At 69.1% G+C, this 15,349-nt stretch carries 15 protein-coding genes; 12 read left to right on the plus strand and 3 right to left on the minus strand.

Features of this window, described 5'->3' with window-relative positions; all coding sequences use genetic code 11:
• Positions 1 to 41: 41 nt before the first annotated feature.
• From SSMG_RS32505 to SSMG_RS46460, 5 genes are all read left to right on the plus strand, one after another.
• Positions 42 to 1,520, plus strand: a complete 1,479-nt coding sequence (locus SSMG_RS32505; protein ID WP_199786045.1) for a hypothetical protein — start codon at positions 42 to 44, stop codon at positions 1,518 to 1,520.
• 232 nt (positions 1,521 to 1,752) lie between these two features.
• Complete coding sequence (locus SSMG_RS45710; protein ID WP_009083155.1) at positions 1,753 to 2,154, plus strand: hypothetical protein; 402 nt, start codon at positions 1,753 to 1,755, stop codon at positions 2,152 to 2,154.
• Entirely contained in the window at positions 2,040 to 2,765 is a 726-nt protein-coding gene (locus SSMG_RS32515) for a DUF3558 domain-containing protein (protein ID WP_100266952.1), read from the plus strand. Before SSMG_RS45710 ends, SSMG_RS32515 begins: the two co-directional genes overlap by 115 nt.
• A complete protein-coding gene (locus tag SSMG_RS46455) occupies positions 2,765 to 3,961 on the plus strand; it encodes a hypothetical protein (protein WP_009083158.1) in 1,197 nt (398 codons plus the stop codon). The genes SSMG_RS32515 and SSMG_RS46455 overlap by 1 nt, the downstream gene beginning before the upstream one ends.
• Before the next feature lie 14 nt (positions 3,962 to 3,975).
• On the plus strand, positions 3,976 to 4,695 hold the full coding sequence (locus SSMG_RS46460; RefSeq protein ID WP_009083160.1) for an ESX secretion-associated protein EspG: 720 nt from the start codon (positions 3,976 to 3,978) through the stop codon (positions 4,693 to 4,695).
• 21 nt (positions 4,696 to 4,716) lie between these two features.
• Here the strand turns inward: SSMG_RS46460 and SSMG_RS32530 are convergent, their stop codons facing one another.
• Together SSMG_RS32530 and mca are read right to left on the minus strand one after the other, a co-directional pair.
• On the minus strand, positions 4,717 to 5,076 hold the full coding sequence (locus SSMG_RS32530) for a hypothetical protein (protein WP_009083162.1): 360 nt from the start codon (positions 5,074 to 5,076) through the stop codon (positions 4,717 to 4,719).
• A complete protein-coding gene (gene mca, locus SSMG_RS32535; protein WP_286157087.1) occupies positions 5,073 to 5,933 on the minus strand; it encodes a mycothiol conjugate amidase Mca in 861 nt (286 codons plus the stop codon). The genes SSMG_RS32530 and mca overlap by 4 nt, the downstream gene beginning before the upstream one ends.
• A gap of 249 nt (positions 5,934 to 6,182) precedes the next feature.
• Here mca and SSMG_RS32540 point away from each other — a divergent pair, with 249 nt between their 5' ends.
• The 3 genes from SSMG_RS32540 (at position 6,183) to SSMG_RS32550 (ending at position 8,213) form a co-directional block, all read left to right on the plus strand.
• Entirely contained in the window at positions 6,183 to 6,623 is a 441-nt protein-coding gene (locus tag SSMG_RS32540) for a DUF4307 domain-containing protein (RefSeq protein WP_009083166.1), read from the plus strand.
• 187 nt (positions 6,624 to 6,810) lie between these two features.
• Positions 6,811 to 7,311 (plus strand): transcription elongation factor GreA, encoded by a 501-nt coding sequence (gene greA / locus SSMG_RS32545; protein WP_037715598.1) that lies wholly within the window; start codon positions 6,811 to 6,813, stop codon positions 7,309 to 7,311.
• 98 nt (positions 7,312 to 7,409) lie between these two features.
• Entirely contained in the window at positions 7,410 to 8,213 is an 804-nt protein-coding gene (locus SSMG_RS32550) for a hypothetical protein (RefSeq protein ID WP_009083168.1), read from the plus strand.
• Here the strand turns inward: SSMG_RS32550 and SSMG_RS32555 are convergent.
• On the minus strand, positions 8,197 to 8,667 hold the full coding sequence (locus SSMG_RS32555) for an Lrp/AsnC family transcriptional regulator (protein WP_009083170.1): 471 nt from the start codon (positions 8,665 to 8,667) through the stop codon (positions 8,197 to 8,199). The genes SSMG_RS32550 and SSMG_RS32555 overlap by 17 nt on opposite strands.
• A gap of 121 nt (positions 8,668 to 8,788) precedes the next feature.
• On the opposite strand from SSMG_RS32555, the gene hppD reads away from it, so the two are divergent.
• From hppD to SSMG_RS42730, 4 genes are all read left to right on the plus strand, one after another.
• Positions 8,789 to 9,988: a 4-hydroxyphenylpyruvate dioxygenase gene (gene hppD, locus SSMG_RS32560; protein WP_009083173.1), complete on the plus strand. Its 1,200-nt coding sequence runs from the start codon at positions 8,789 to 8,791 to the stop codon at positions 9,986 to 9,988.
• A gap of 201 nt (positions 9,989 to 10,189) precedes the next feature.
• Complete coding sequence (locus tag SSMG_RS32565; protein ID WP_009083175.1) at positions 10,190 to 10,753, plus strand: YbaB/EbfC family nucleoid-associated protein; 564 nt, start codon at positions 10,190 to 10,192, stop codon at positions 10,751 to 10,753.
• A gap of 30 nt (positions 10,754 to 10,783) precedes the next feature.
• A complete protein-coding gene (locus SSMG_RS32570) occupies positions 10,784 to 11,089 on the plus strand; it encodes a type VII secretion target (RefSeq protein WP_009083178.1) in 306 nt (101 codons plus the stop codon).
• The gene (locus tag SSMG_RS42730; RefSeq protein WP_009083179.1) at positions 11,089 to 15,345 is read left to right on the plus strand and encodes a hypothetical protein; all 4,257 of its coding nucleotides are present in this window, start codon (positions 11,089 to 11,091) and stop codon (positions 15,343 to 15,345) included. Before SSMG_RS32570 ends, SSMG_RS42730 begins: the two co-directional genes overlap by 1 nt.
• Positions 15,346 to 15,349 lie beyond the last annotated feature (4 nt).

Consider the following 15,349-nt stretch of genomic DNA (forward strand, 5'->3'; position numbering starts at 1 on the left):
TGAAATCCCTCACCGCACTCGCATTCATCGGATGTCTTGGTTTGTCCGGTTGCAGTGTCCATGCGGCTTCCGCGGCACCGAACTGGATCAGTTTCGCGAACGGCCGCCTCGCGTACGGCACCGATGCGCAGGGCAACCGGATCCCCGATTTCTCCCGGGTCGGCTACCGGAACGGCGATGCTCCGCCGCCGGAACTGCCGGTCGCGGCGACTGTCGGGCCGCAGCCGTCCGGGGATGACACCGCACGGATTCAGCAGGCCATCGACCAGGTCGCGAACAGCGGCAAGCCCGGCGCCGTGCAACTGTCGGCAGGCGACTACCGACTCGAAGGCACTCTCCGGATCAGCGCCGGCAACGTCGAACTACGCGGCGCGGGCAGCGACGCGAACGGAACGCGGCTGGTCGCGGCGGGCACCCTGCACACCCTGGTCACGATCGCCGGCACCGGCTCGCGTGCCTCGGCCGGATCGGCGATCCCGGTCGCCAGCGGCTACGTCCCGGTCGGTGCGGATCAGCTCGACGTCACCGATTCCTCGTCCCTGCACGTCGGCGACCACGTCATCGTGCAGCGACCGCAGGAACAAGCGTGGATTCACGCGATCGGCATGGACCAGATCCCGCCGCGGCCGGACGGCACCCCGAGCAAGCAGTGGACTCCGAACGCCGGCCTGGAGTTCGACCGGACGATCACCGCTGTCCACGGCAAAACGGTCCGCTTCGACGTGCCGCTCACCAACGCCTTGGAAAGCCAGTACGCCCACGCGACCGTCACCCGCTATGCGTATCCCGGGCGGATCAGCGGTTCCGGCCTCGCACACCTGTCCGCGGACGGCGCCCAGTTCGAGCGGGATCCCGCGTGGCACGACGACGGTTTCTTCAAATCCCAACTGGTCTCCGTGGACACCGCGCAGGACAGCTGGATCGACGACGTGGTCGCGGACCATTTCGGTTCCGCCTTCACGGTGGGGCAGAACGCGCTCCGGATCAGCCTGCTGCGCACCTCGTCTCTCGACGAGTCCGTCCCGCAGGACATCCACGACCAACCCGCCGCCTACACCATCAGCGGCCAGGAAACCCTGGTGCGGCAATGCACCGTCACCGGCAGCAACGTGCACGCCTGGGTCACGCAGGCGAGGGTGCCGGGCCCCAACGTGATCAGCCGCTGCACGGCGACGAACACCGGTGCACGGATCCTCGACGCCGGCCCGCACCAGCGCTGGGCCAGCGGCACTCTCTACGACGACCTGGCGATGAGCCCGCCGTCCGGTCATCTTCAGCTGTCCGACCGGCAGTGGATGGGCAGCGGCCAGGGCTGGGCGGGCGCGAATTCGGTCCTGTGGAACTGCGCCGCCGGCTCCTATCTCGTGGAAAACCCGCCGACCGCGCACAACTGGGCGCTCGGGTGCACCGGAACTCAGGACAAGCCGCCGTCGGGCCACCGGACCGGCGAGATCGGGTCGCCCGGCACGCACCTTCCGCCGGAAAGCCTTTACGACGAGCAACTGGCCGAACGGCGCTGACGAAGCCTTCCCCGCTGTCTGCGGCTTAAGACATTCGAGTGATGCTTGCTGTTGGCCGTACGACAGTCGCCCTGCTCAAGTCCATAAACGGTGAACTCCGTTGCGAGTTGCAGTTCGCAAATGCAGACAGGCTTAATCGCGGCGACTAGAGTAACTACCCGGCTCCACAGGGTGACGAATACACCTGGGCCCAGCGGACCCGGGACGATCTACGCACGGGGAGGCGTACATCGTGGCCGACAATCAGCAGTCCGACCTGCCTCCGAACCGGAGGCGCGGCGCCGCGTCGATCGAGACGACGGCGGTCGCGCCGCCGCCGGGCGACGGGTACTCGTACGACAAAGCGACGCTCAAAGAAATCGCGACCCGCTACGAAAAACTCGCCGACAAGTTCCGGCTCGACAAGGATCGCGCAGGGGTCATCGCGCGAACCCAGCCGCCCGGGCTGGATTTTTCCAGCACCGACAACGCGGCCGTCTTCCGAAGTTCCGGAGAAGTCCTGTGGGGCTCGCTGGAGCAATGCGAACGGTATTGCCGCGATCAAGCTGCCAAACATCGCGCGGCGCTCCAAAAATACTCGGATGCCGACGAGGCGCATTCGACCGAAATGCACCGGGCCGGGGGAAGTCTGTGAGACGCGCCCTGGCGCTCGCCCCCTTGGCCCTGTTCGCCCTCGCCGGCTGCTCGGCCACGACCCCGGGGCAAGCCGTCCCGGCCGAGAGCACCGGTCCGCCGACGGCGAGAACCACCCCGGCGGACGAGGTTCCCGGCCCCGGCGTGCCGAAAGTGCCGAACCCGATCGACATCACCAGATTCAAGCAGAATCCCTGCGCCGCTCTGACCGCGGAGCAGATTTCGAGTCTGCTCGGCGACGAGGCACGCGTCGTTCCGGACCCGAAAGGCGCCGGCGGACCCGGCTGTGGCTGGTTCTCCCAGGCGCACCTCGTGGTGCTGTTCCCGAACGTCGACAAACTCGGTCTGACCTCGATCTATCGCGCCAAAGGCGGCACCTATCCGTTCTTCGCGCCCCTCGCCCCGGTGGACGGTTACCCGGTCGTCGCTTACGGCATAGAGGACGTGCGGGCCCGGCTCGGCGAGTGCAATGTCGCGCTGGGAACGAGCGACCGCGAAACCGTTGACGTGTCGATCACCCAATCGCCGGCGCACAAAGGCGAGAAGGATCCGTGCGAATCAGCGCGCGAGGTCGCGGGGAAAGTGCTCGGCAATCTGCGAGGAGGACGCTGATGGACGGTCGATCATTGACCCCGGCGGAGATCTACCAGCACATCACCGGCGGGCAGGGGCCCGAATCGCTGGGCGAGACCGCGAGGTCCGCGGCGGATCTCAGCCGGGACTTGACGGAACGGATCGACGAAATCGCGGCCCTCGCGGACAAAATCCGTACCGGATGGCACGGAGCCACCGCTGAGGAAGCCGCTGGCTCGGCTGGTCCGCTGATGTCCGCTTCCGCGTCGATCAGCACGAATCTCGTGTTCGCGCAGGCCGCGGCGGACGGGCAGATCTCGGCTTTCCAGACTGTCAAAAACACGGTGAAACCGATCGGCGACCGCCCGGAAATCGGCCCGCAGCACGTGTACGACCTGCTTCAAGGAAAGCTCGCTTACTTCGCCGAGCTGAACCAATGGCAGACCGACGCCCAGCACAACATCGACGCCTACACCGGATACCACTCGACGACCGGCGTCAACTCCGGCCGGATTCCGGCGCACTACGCGGAACTGAGCGACACCGGTGCGTCCGTTTCCCCCGCCAGTACCAGCACACCGCGGCCACCAGTCGCGGGTCCCAGCAGACCGAGCGGCAAACCGCCCGACCACCGCCGTGCTGGCGTCAGCGAACCGCCTCCGGGCAACGCGGGCTCCGCGGGTCCGATGCCGAACCCACGGCAGCCGAGGCCTGCGCCAAGCAGCGAGCGCCCGGCGCATCATCCGGGCAGTCGCGGACCCGACCCGGCGGAAAGCCATTCCTCGGCAACGCCGTCCGAAGCGGCCAAACCGCCGGATTCGACTCGCCTCAGTTCGTCCGCTCCCAGCCCGATCGCATTGCCGCCCGGATATCGATTCGGGCCTTCCGGCCAGCCGATCAACCCTCTCGGCGCTCCCGGATTCGATCCGGTACCCGGCAGCGGCTACGCCCTCAGCAGCCCCGGCGGCGACCCGAACGGCGGCCCGGAAAGCGGAAACCGGACCGGTGCCCGCGCTCCCGGCGGACCGGCTCCGGCCCGCAGCGGCCAGGCCGGAACGCCAGGCGCGGCAGGGAAAAACGGCAGCATGGCCGGCAGCGGAATGCCCGGGAAAAGCAAGGAAAAGGACAAGGAGAGAACCGCTCCGCCCTACCTGCGGGAGACCGATCCGGACGTGTTCGGCGGGAGCGACGGCAAACCGACGCCGCCGGTGATCGGGGACCGGCCGGTCCGTTAGGCCGGGAGGAAGCGGTGCGCGCGACCGAGCTGTCCCTCGACGCCCTTCTCGGCGCGCTCCGGGAAGCTGGGTTCGACGAGCCGCATCCGGTGTTTTCCGGGCGGCTTCGGTTCACGGCCGACGAACGGCGGCTCGACCGGACCGTGCGCGAAGAGCTGGCGTGGCTCGGACTGACCGAGCACGGGCGGTTCGTCGACGAGTTCGAGGACGTCCTCTACGCGCTGGGCCGCGCCGACACCGAATACGTCGCCCACGTCGAGAATCAGGACATCCGCTACAGCGTGCTCGTCGCCGTCCGGGGACGGACCGGCGTCAAAGCGTTGTGTCGCGGCAACCGAGTGCGGCTGAAGGTGCTCGACGGGACCCATACCCCGGCCGGTGCGCTGGTCGCGAGCCTGCCGCGGTACCGGCCGGCCCAGCTGACTGCGTTCTCCCTGCCCCAGGAGGACTTCCAGGCGGACCACTCGGACGATCGCAGCCCAGCCGCACGCGTGGTCGACGACCTGTTCCAGCAGACCTGGTTCGGCGTCGGCGAGATGACCGTCGTCGTGCGCGAACCGGCGCGACCAGGGCGCGCGGAAGCCGGGCCGCTCAGCTACCTCGACCTCACCGACGGGCGCGTCGCGTTCGAGGTCTCCGGGCCCGAGGGAAACCGGTACATCACGGTGCTGCCCGGCGAGGACAGCCTGCTCACGGACAAGCTCACTGCCCTCCGCGACGGGCTCGCCAGGTAGCGCCTCGCCCGCCGCCGGAGGTCAGTCGCTCTTCTTGGCCGTCGCCGCGTCCGGCTTCTTCTCCGCAGCCGCAGCCGGTGCCGGTGCCGTCTCCGAATCCGCCTCAGCCTCAGCCGAAACCGAGCCGTCCGCGGAACCAGTCTCCGAAGCGGCCTCTTCCTGGTCGAACGTCTGCGGCACCTTCTTCAGGTGCTTGCTCATCGACCGGACCAGGAAGACGACCGCGACCAGGAACAGGATCAGCACCAGCAGGCCGACCGGCGAGGACTTGCCGAAGTCCTCGCCCTGGCCGCCGTTGTCCCCGCTGTCCGGCTGCTGGGACAGGACCAGCGCCGACGCGGTGAGCGGGACGACCGCGACGGCCGGCACACCGAAACTCATGGGCTCACCTTCTCCTTGATGCCTGCGAACAGATCGTCCTCCGGCAGCGTGCTGTCCACCAGGGAGCGGTTCAGCTCGTACTCCTCAGTGGGCCACACCTCGCGCTGGATCTCCAGCGGTACGGCGAACCAGCGGCTGGTCGGGTCGATCTGCGTGGCGTGCGCCTTCAGCGCCTCGTCGCGCACCTCGAAGTATTCCCCGCACTCGATCCGGGTCGTCACCCGCTCCATGATGTCGGCGCGGTCCGGGTCCCAGGACTTGAGCCACTCCTCGTACGGCGACTCCAGCCCGGCCTCCTTCAGCGCGGTGTCGAACGCCACCATCCGGGCCTTGGAGAACCCGTGCATGTAGTACAGCTTGAGCGGCTGCCACGGCTCGCCCGCCTCCGGGAACCGCTCCGGGTCGCCCGCCGCGTCGAAGGCCGCCATCGACACCTCGTGCGTGCGGATGTGGTCCGGGTGCGGGTACCCGCCGTTCTCGTCGTAGGTCGTGATGACGTGCGGACGGAACTCGCGGATCACGCGGACCAGCGCCTCGGCGGCCTCCTCCAGCGGGATCACCGCGAACGAGCCCTCCGGCACCGGCGGAAGCGGGTCGCCCTCGGGCAGCCCCGAGTCGATGAACCCCAGCCAGCGGTGGCTCACGCCGAGGATCTTCGCCGCGCGCGCCATCTCCTCGCGGCGGATCTCGGTCATGTTCGCCAGCACGTCCGGCCGGTCCATGGCCGGGTTGAGAATGCTGCCCGCCTCGCCCCCGGTGCAGGTCACGACCATGACCTCGTGCCCTTCGGCGACGTATTTGGCCATGGTGGCGGCGCCCTTGCTCGACTCGTCGTCGGGATGGGCGTGCACCGCCATCAGGCGCAGTCGCTGCTTGCGGTCTTCTGTTGTCAGCTCGTCGGCTCCCACCATGGTCCGAACGGCCCTTTCCTGTCCTGTTATTCCGTGACACCCGGTTGCGCCGCGGTAAACCGCCCCGGCTCCGCGCCGCCGGAACGGGTCGCGGATACTCGACCAGGGTGGTGCCCCGGACCGGCCGCACCGCCTATTGTCCCCAGGGGTACGACAAGTTTGACCGGAGGCCCGGATTTGCAGAGCGGGGAGACCGTGACCGCCGAGGGCGACGCCGTTCCGGCGCGGCCCGCGGACCGGTACGGCGCCGCGGGCAAGGGCAAACCGTCGAAGCGCTGGCGGAGGTGGCTTTTCGTGGCCGTCGCGCTGGTCGTGAGCGGCGCGATCGGCTTCGTCTACTACCTCAACCTCGGCAAGACCCCGATCGAGGCGGAGCGCGTCGGCTTCGAGGAACGGCCGGGCGACGCGATGCAGGTCACGCTCAACGTCACCCGGGACGACGACAGCAAGCCCGGCGTGTGCGTCGTCCGGGTGCGCGACAAGTCCGGCGCGGAAAGCGGCCGCCGGGAGGTGCTGGTTCCCGCCGGGGCCAGCCACAGCAGGGTGAACACGGTGGTGAAGAGCATCGGGACCCCGGTGACCGCCGACGTGTTCGGCTGCTCGTATTCCATACCACGCTATCTGTCAACCCCGTAGCGGCCAACGGAGTGAAATGCGCGGCGAGCGTCCGCGCGGCGTGAAATGGACCGGCGTCGACCTGTCCTGCCGTGATACGCTCGTACACCAGCACGGCCCCCGACGGGCCGTGTTTTTCCTTTATCTCAGCCGCGTGCGTACGCGGTGGCCGGCTTGTACACCCAAGCCTGGCAGGCCCTACGAGGAGATGGTGACCGTGAGCGACACCAAGGTGACCTGGCTGACCCAGGATGCCTACGACAGGCTCAAGCACGAGCTCGACGAAATGATCGAGAATCGTCCGGTCATCGCCGCCCGCATCAACGACAGCCGCGAAGAGGGCGACCTCAAGGAGAACGGCGGCTACCACGCGGCCCGCGAAGAGCAGGGCCAGGCCGAAGCCCGGATCCGGCACCTGCAGGAGCTGCTGCGCAACGCGAAGGTCGGCGAGGCTCCGGACGACGACGGCACGGCGGGCCCCGGCAAGGTGCTCACCGTCAAGTACGACGGGGACGACGAGGAGGAGAAGTTCCTGCTCGCCACCCGGGAGGAAGGCGCGGAGGGCGCGCTCGACGTGTACTCCCCCGAATCGCCGCTCGGCAAGGCGCTGCTCGGCGCCAAGGAGGGCGAGTCCCGCGAGTACGAGCTGCCGAACGGCAAGACCATGAAGGTCACCCTGGTCAAGGCAGTGCCCTACACCGAGTCCTGACCCGTCTTCCGCCGAACGCGCGCCCGCCCGGTTTTCCGTGGCCCGGCGCGCGTTCGGCGGTCTAGCGTGTCTTTCAGCTGAACCACTGGAGGACACCGATGAGCACCCACCCCCTCTGCCTGACCTGCGGGACGCAGTACGCCGCCCCGCGCGCGGACTGCCCGATCTGCGAGGACGAGCGCCAGTACGTTCCGCCGGGCGGGCAGAAGTGGACCGACCTGGCCGCGCTCCGCTCGGACGGCGACCTCAAGCCGCGGGTCGAGGAGCAGGGGCCGGGGCTCATCGGCATCGGCTCGGACCCGAAATTCGCGATCGGCCAGCGCGCGCTGCTGGTCCGCGCGGCGAGCGGCAACTTCCTCTGGGACTGCTCCGCCTACCTCGACGACGAGCTGATCGGCAAGATCGCCGAACTCGGCGGCATCACCGGCATCGCGATCAGCCACCCGCACTACTACACGACGATGGTCGAATGGGCGCACGCCTTCGACGTCCCGGTCTACCTGCACGAGAACGACCAGCAGTGGATCGGCAGGCCGGATCCGTCGATCGAGCTGTGGACCGGGACGACGCTCGACGTCTCGCCGGATCTCCAGCTGATCAACCTCGGCGTGCACTTCACCGGCGGCACCGTCATGCATTGGCCGGACGGCGAGGAAGGCCGCGGCGCACTGCTGACCGGCGACATCGTGCAGGTGGTGCCGGACCGCACGCACGTCGGTTTCATGTACAGCTACCCCAACCTCATCCCGGAGCGGCCGAGCGTCGTACGGCACGCCGCGGAACTGTTGGAGCCGTACGCTTTCGACGCCATTTACGGCGCGTGGTGGGACGCCATCGTGCGTACAGACGGCCATAACGTCGTACAGCGCTCCGCGAAGCGCTATCTCACGTACGTGTCCTAGCCGTCCGTTCGAGCAACGGCCGCACTCGCGGCGGCACTGGTGTCGACAACGCGATCGAAGTCGACGTACGCAAGACATCCGGCACGCCAACCACTTCGTCGATGACGCGTTGCAGATCGTCGTTGTCACGCGCGACAAGGCGTACGAAGAGGTCGCCTTGTCCGGTGGTGGCGTGCACTTCGCACACTTCGTCGATCGCAGCCAGTGCCTCCGCGACACCGGCGCGTTTGCCCTGCGCGATTTCGAGCACGGCGAACGCGGTGAGGCTGTAGCCCATCGCGGCCAGATCGAGTTCCGGCGGGAAGCCGCCGAGGATGCCGCGTTCGGTGAGCCGGTCCAGCCGCGCCTGCACGGTGCCGCGCGCGACGCCGAGCCGGCGCGCGCATTCGAGCACGCCGAGGCGAGGCGAGTCGGTGAGCAACAGCAGCAGTCGCGCGTCGAGCGAGTCAAGCACCGGTTTTCTCCCTGCGCAGGTTGTCCAAGATGACCGAGCTTCTCCAGGATAAGCTGAACATATTGTCCAGCTGAAACGGAAACCGTTGCGCAGCTTGCCGGGCGCGACTCATGCTCAGTGCATGACCTCCACGATGGATCCGCACGGCGCACTCGACGACGTCAGCTACGACCAGCTCCGCCAGCTCGTCGGACTGGTGGACCACGACGCCTCGACCGACCCGTTCCCGGTCAAGGCACTGGACGCGGTGGTGTTCATCGCGGGCAACGCCACCCAGACCGCGTGGTTCTACCAGGTCGCGTTCGGCATGCAGCTGGTCGCGTACTCCGGCCCCGAAACGGGACAGCTCGACCACAAGGCCTTCGTGCTCAAGTCCGGTTCGGCGCGCTTCGTGATCACCGGCGGCGTGAAGCCGGATTCCCCGCTGCTCGACCACCACCGCCGCCACGGCGACGGCGTGGTCGACCTCGCCCTGGAGACCACCGACGTCGACAAGTGCGTCGAACACGCCCGCAAGGAGGGCGCGACGATCCTCGAGGAGCCGCACGACGTCTCCGACGAGCACGGCACGATCCGCCGCGCGGCCATCGCGACCTACGGCGAGACCCGGCACACGCTCATCGACCGGTCCCGTTACAACGGCATCTACCTGCCCGGCTACGAACCTCGCGAGGGCACCGTCAAGCGGCCCGAGGGCGCGCCGAAGCGGCTGTTCCAGGCGGTCGACCACTGCGTCGGCAACGTCGAACTCGGCAAGATGGACTACTGGGTCGACTGGTACCACCGCGTCATGGGCTTCGTGAACATGGCGGAGTTCGTCGGCGACGACATCGCCACCGACTACTCGGCGCTGATGAGCAAGGTGGTGTCGAACGGCAACCACCGGGTCAAGTTCCCGCTCAACGAGCCGGCGATCGCGAAGAAGAAGTCGCAGATCGACGAGTACCTCGAGTTCTACGAGGGTGCCGGCTGCCAGCACATCGCGTTGGCCACCAACGACATCATCGCCACCATCACCGCGATGCGCGCCGCGGGCGTCGAATTCCTCGACACCCCGGACTCGTACTACGACGACCCCGAGCTGCGCGCCCGGATCGGCGAGGTGCGGGTGCCGATCGAAACGCTGAAGGAGCACCGGATCCTGGTCGACCGCGACGAGGACGGCTACCTGCTGCAGATCTTCACCAAGCCGATCGGGGACCGGCCCACCGTGTTCTACGAGCTGATCGAGCGGCACGGTTCGCTCGGCTTCGGCAAGGGCAACTTCAAGGCCCTGTTCGAGGCCATCGAGCGCGAGCAGGAGCGCCGCGGCAACCTCTGATCCGCTCCTTCCCTTTCCCCGGCCCGTCCGCGAACCTTCGCGGGCGGGCCGTTTAATATTACGGCGCGCAACCGGAAGTTCGCGTACAGTAGTCGGCAGCACATAGTGATTCGCGCCGCGCGTCCCAATTCGGACCCGCGCGGAACCGACGGGGTCGCGCGTCCGTCATTCTGGAGACGTCACCGCGGAGAAAGGGGCCCGATGCCGGACAGCGTCGACGCCAGCGAGCAGATGATCGAGGGCTGGACCAAGCAGCTCCAGCAGACCGCTGCCCGCTACCAGGCGATGGCCGAGCGCATGCAGGGCCAAACCGTCACCGAGCGGTCGAAGGACGGTTCGGTCGAGGTCACCGTGGATGCCAAGGGGCTGCTGAAGAACCTGGTGCTCGCGGACTCCGCGGCGGGCAAGAAGATGGCCGACGTCTCCGCCGAGGTGCTGCGGCTCGTGCAGCGCGCGCAGGCCCGGATCCCCGAACTGCTGCAGCAGGCCGCGGCCGAGACCGTCGGCGGCGACGAGACCACCGAAACCTTGGTGGCGGACGCGCAGCGGACGTTTCCCGCGCCGCCCGCCGAGGAACCGGCCGAGTCCGGACCCGACCGGGTGCGCCGGTTCCTGCCCGAGGACGCCGAGGAAACCGGGGCTCCCGCACCGCCGCCGGCGCGTCCGGCAGGTCCGCCCGCACCGCCGCCCCCGCAGCAGCAGCAACGCCGCCGCCGGAGTTCGTCGGACGAGGACGACGACTTCGGCGGATCGATCCTGTCCTGACTTCAAGCCGTTCCAGGGGGAAGAAAAACCATGGCACCCAGGGGTTACGAGATCGGCGGCGATCTCGAGGCGCACGCGCGTCAGCTCGACGCGCTCGCCGACGGGCTGAAGCAGGCGGTCGACGCCGCGCACCAGGTCAGCATGCCCACTGACGCGTACGGCATTCTCTGCCAGCCGTTCCGGATGATGCTCGACCCGGTCGAGAACTACGGTATCGAGGCGTTGCAGAACACCGTGACGGCGATGGACGCGCAGGCGCAGAAGGTGCGCGACGCGGCGAAGGCGTACGACAGCTACGAAGGCGAAGCTGCCGGTTCGATGAAGGCGAGCGACTGATGCCCGACGCCAATCCGCTGGTCGCGGAGTCCAAAAAGGACGGCGACGGACCGGGACCGTTCACCGAGGGCAACGGCGATTACGGTTACGCCACCGGGATCAACATCGCCGAATCGGCGACCGACGCGTGGAAGGGGATCGCGGACGGCGACTGGGTTTCCGGCGGGCTCGGCGTCGCGAGCCTCGCCGGCGAGATCGCGGGCGCGGCGATCGACCCGTTCGGCTACCTGATGTCGTCGGTGGCGTCGTTCCTCATGGAGCACGTGCAGCCGCTGAAGGACATGCTGGACTCGGTCGCGGGCAACCCGCCGGTGATCCAGTCCTACGCCGACACCTGGGGCAACGTCGCGAAAGCGTTGCAGGAACGGCAGAAAGACCTCGAAAACGCGGTCAAGACCGGCACCGCGGAGTGGAAGGGCGACGGCGCGGACGCCTATCGCAAGTCCGCGGCGGAGGCGGCCGAGGCGATCGGCGGCGCGGCGACGGTCGCGAACGCGATCGGCACCGTCACGATGATCATGGGCCAGGTCGTCGCGTTCGTGCGCGGCCTGGTGCGCCAGCTCATCGCGGACCTGGTGGGCAAGCTGATCTCCTGGGTCATGGAGGAGGTGTTCTCGCTCGGATTCGGGACGCCGCTGGTGGTCGCGCAGGCCGTCACGGCGATTTCCAAGTGGGGCGAGAAGATCAGCGAGCTGCTGACGAAGCTGTGCGAGACGATGCGCCGGGTCTCGCCGCTGCTCGGCAAGCTCGCCGAGGTTTTCACCAAGATCATCAAGGTGCTGGGCAAGCTGGCCGGCAAGGCCACCGGCCTCGACGTAATCAGCACGAAGAACATCAAGGCGGGCGGCTTCTTCCACCGCGGCGGTTCCGGCGGCGGCGCGGGCGGCTCCGGCGGCTCTGGCGGCGGGCACCACGGCGGATCCGGCGACGGGGACGCGGAACCCGGCTCGCCGTCCGGTTCGCGGCGCTCCAACGGCTCGGACAACGCCGACGGCGGAGACGGCCCGAACAGCAGCCACAACGGTTCGGACGGCTCCGACACGCCCGGCGACCACTCCGGCGGTTCCAGCGATTCCGGCGGCCGCAACGGATCCGACAGCCCGAGCAGCGACAGCCCGTCGTCGCCGGGCTCGCATTCCTCGGCACCGGACGGCACCGGACCGTCCACAATAGACACCGCGACGTCGTCGACCCGGCGTGGTTCCGACAGCCCCGGCGGGAGCCATCCTGACTCCAGCCCGTCGACGCTGGCCGGTGATTCGAGCCCGACCTCCCGCAGTGGAAACGGTTCCTCGGACAGCTCGTACTCGCCGCAAAGCTCGCCGCACAGCGACGGCCCGTCCTCGGTCAGCGCGCCGTCCACGACGCCGCACTCCAGTGGCGCCCCGCATTCCGGCGGGTCCTCGTCGTCGGGCGGCGGCACGCATTCCGGCGGCAACGAGCCGAGTCCGCATCATTCGAGCAGCAACGACTCGACGTCGGCGAGCGGGTACGCCCCGCCTCGCACGGACGCGCCTTCCCCGCAATCCGCTCCCCCGCAGCACATCCGCTCGAACGACGGTGGCGGTTCGGCACCGAACCAGAGTCCGGCGGGCGGAGGAATTCCACAGCAGGGCGGCGGGGGCAGTCCGACCAGTGCCCCGGCTGGCGGCGGCAGTCCGTCGCCGCGGCCCAGCGGCGGCGGCTGGACCGGGACGCCAGGGTCGCGGGCGCCCGAGGTCGCACCGAACCGGGTTCCGGACGGCGGGCCTTCGGGTCGGCGGCCGAGTGGCGGGCCGAGTACGGCGGACGGTGGCGGCCCGAGCCGCACGCCGGATCGTTCCGGGCCCGGGCCGCAGCGCACTGGCGACGGCGGTTCCTCGACGCCGCAGCGCACTGGCGACGGCAGTTCGGCTCCGCAGCGCACTGGTGACGGCGGTTCCTCGCCGCGTGCTGGCGATTCCACCGGACGCGGTGGTTCCTCGCCGCAGCGTCCGGCGGATTCGTCGAGCGGCGGTCCGCAACGTCCCGGTGACGGCGGCGAGGCCGGTCAGCCCAAACGGCCTGGTACGGAACCGGGTCTCGGCCGTTCGGAACCGGCACCGACGTCCGGCGGCGGATCGCCCGCGTCGGCGAACCGCGGGTCCGGCGACGGTTCCGCGCCCCCAGCCGCGGCTGTCGCGACCGGTCCCGGCGGAGCCCAGCGCGGCCCGGAAGCAGGCGGTGGCGCACGGCGTCCGGACGGCTCTCCCGAGCCCGTCGCACGCGGCGGTGCTCGTACTGACGCGCCGCCCGCCAAGCCCGGCGAAACACCGCGGACGGGGAAGGAGTCCCCGGCGCAGAACGGCAAACCCCAGGTCGACGAGCCCGGGAAGCCGAAGGACGGCGGCAAGCCGGAGAACGCCGCCCCGGACAAGAAGCCCGGGCAGCACGACGGCGCGGAAAACAAACCGGGCAGCGACGCGTCCGAGCACAAGCCGGAGCACGCCGCTCCGGAGCACCAGGACCCGAAGCACCACGACTCGGACGGGTCGAACCACCACGACGACCCCGGCCCCGACGGCGCCCCGCCGCACCACGACGAGCCGCTGTCGCCGGACGAGGTCAACCACCGGCACGCCGAGGACACCCCGGCGGGCAGCTCGTACCACCGCGGCGACCCGGAACTCGGCGACCTGCCGCACCGCGTCCAGCCGGACCCGGACGGGCGGTACACGGTGGACGTGCACGTCACGGCGGACGGCCACGCCCGCATCGGCGACCGGCTGTACACGCCGGAGGAGTTCGCCGATGTCCTGCGGCACAACGGAAACTACGACGGCAGGCCGATCCGGCTGATCGGCTGCGACGCGGGGTCGAACGATTTCGCGCACCGGCTTTCGCGCGACCTCGACACCGAGGTGCTGGCGCCGAGCAAGCCGGCGTGGACCGATTCGCACGGCCGCGTCTTCTCGTCCGACTACGAAATCGGTCCCGACGGACGGATGCGGCCGCGGATCCCGCCGGACGGCGAATGGGCGGTGCACCGTCCGGACGGCACGGCGCACCACGTCGGCGACGACGGTTTCGCGCCGGACGGAAAGCACCACGACCCGCACGACATCGACGCCGACAGCTCCCGCCACCGCGGCGAAGACGGGGACGACGACGACCTCGACTGGCGCGACCGGCCCGGCCCGGACGGCCGCACGCCCCGGGAAAACCTCGCCGACCCGGAGTACATCAAGAAGCACTACTACGAGTGGACCGACCAGAAAACCGGGCGCACCGAGCTGCGGATCAGGCATTCCGCGGTCGATCCGGAGAACCCGCCGCACCCGGTGGACCTCGTCGACGGCAAGCCGGTGTTCAAGCACGACCGGCCGGCGGCGGAGTTCATGGGCTACGACGACGCGCGGTCGGGCACGCACGCCCCGCAGCGAGGCGACGCGACGGCCCCGGAGCACAACGGCGGCCAGCACGACGGCGGCCAGCACCAGGGCGACCACGCCGGGCACGACTCGGGGAACGGCCAGCACGACCAGGCTCCCGCCGAACAGCACGTGCCCGGAACGCATTCCGACACGTCGAACTGGCGGGAGAAGGACTACGACGCGATCGACCAGAAGGTGCACGATCGCGAAACCAAGTACCACGAGCTGAACGACACCCCGAAGGATTCCCCGGAGTGGAAGGACGCGCACAACGCGAAGAACGACGCGTCCGAGAAGCTGGGCGAGGAGGCGTCCGGGCACGCGGTGCGCGACCGGCTGCACCGCGAGTTCACCCAGGCCCATCCTGACCAGCACTTCGACGTCCGGGAACACCCGGACGCACCCGAGGGCAGCCACCGGTACCAGATCGTGGACGGCGACGGGAACGTGCGCGCGGACATCACGCCGCGGCATCCGATCGACGGCGAGAAGCCGGGAGCCGGGAACTTCGACCACATCTGGGAGGTCGACTACCACAACGGCGGCGAACCGCACTACATCGTGCACGAGGCCAAGGGGCCGGGCGGCCAGCCCAGCACGCGGTACGTGCCCGAGGACATGCGCACCTACCGGCAGGGCCACCCGAAGTACTTCGACGACATCGTCAAGAAGATGGCCCACACCGACCCCGACCTCGCGGACGCGCTCGAGCGTGCGAAGCTCCAGAAGAGGCTCGATTATGTGGAGGTGCGGGCGTTGGTCGACCAGACCGAGCACACGCACAAGAACCTCGGCTACGCCTACAAACCCTTCAACGGTTACGACTACCAGTCGCCGCTGACCCCAGCGTCCGGTGAGGAATGAGATA

Source organism: Streptomyces sp. AA4, assembly GCF_000158875.1.
Lineage (GTDB): Bacteria > Actinomycetota > Actinomycetes > Mycobacteriales > Pseudonocardiaceae > Amycolatopsis.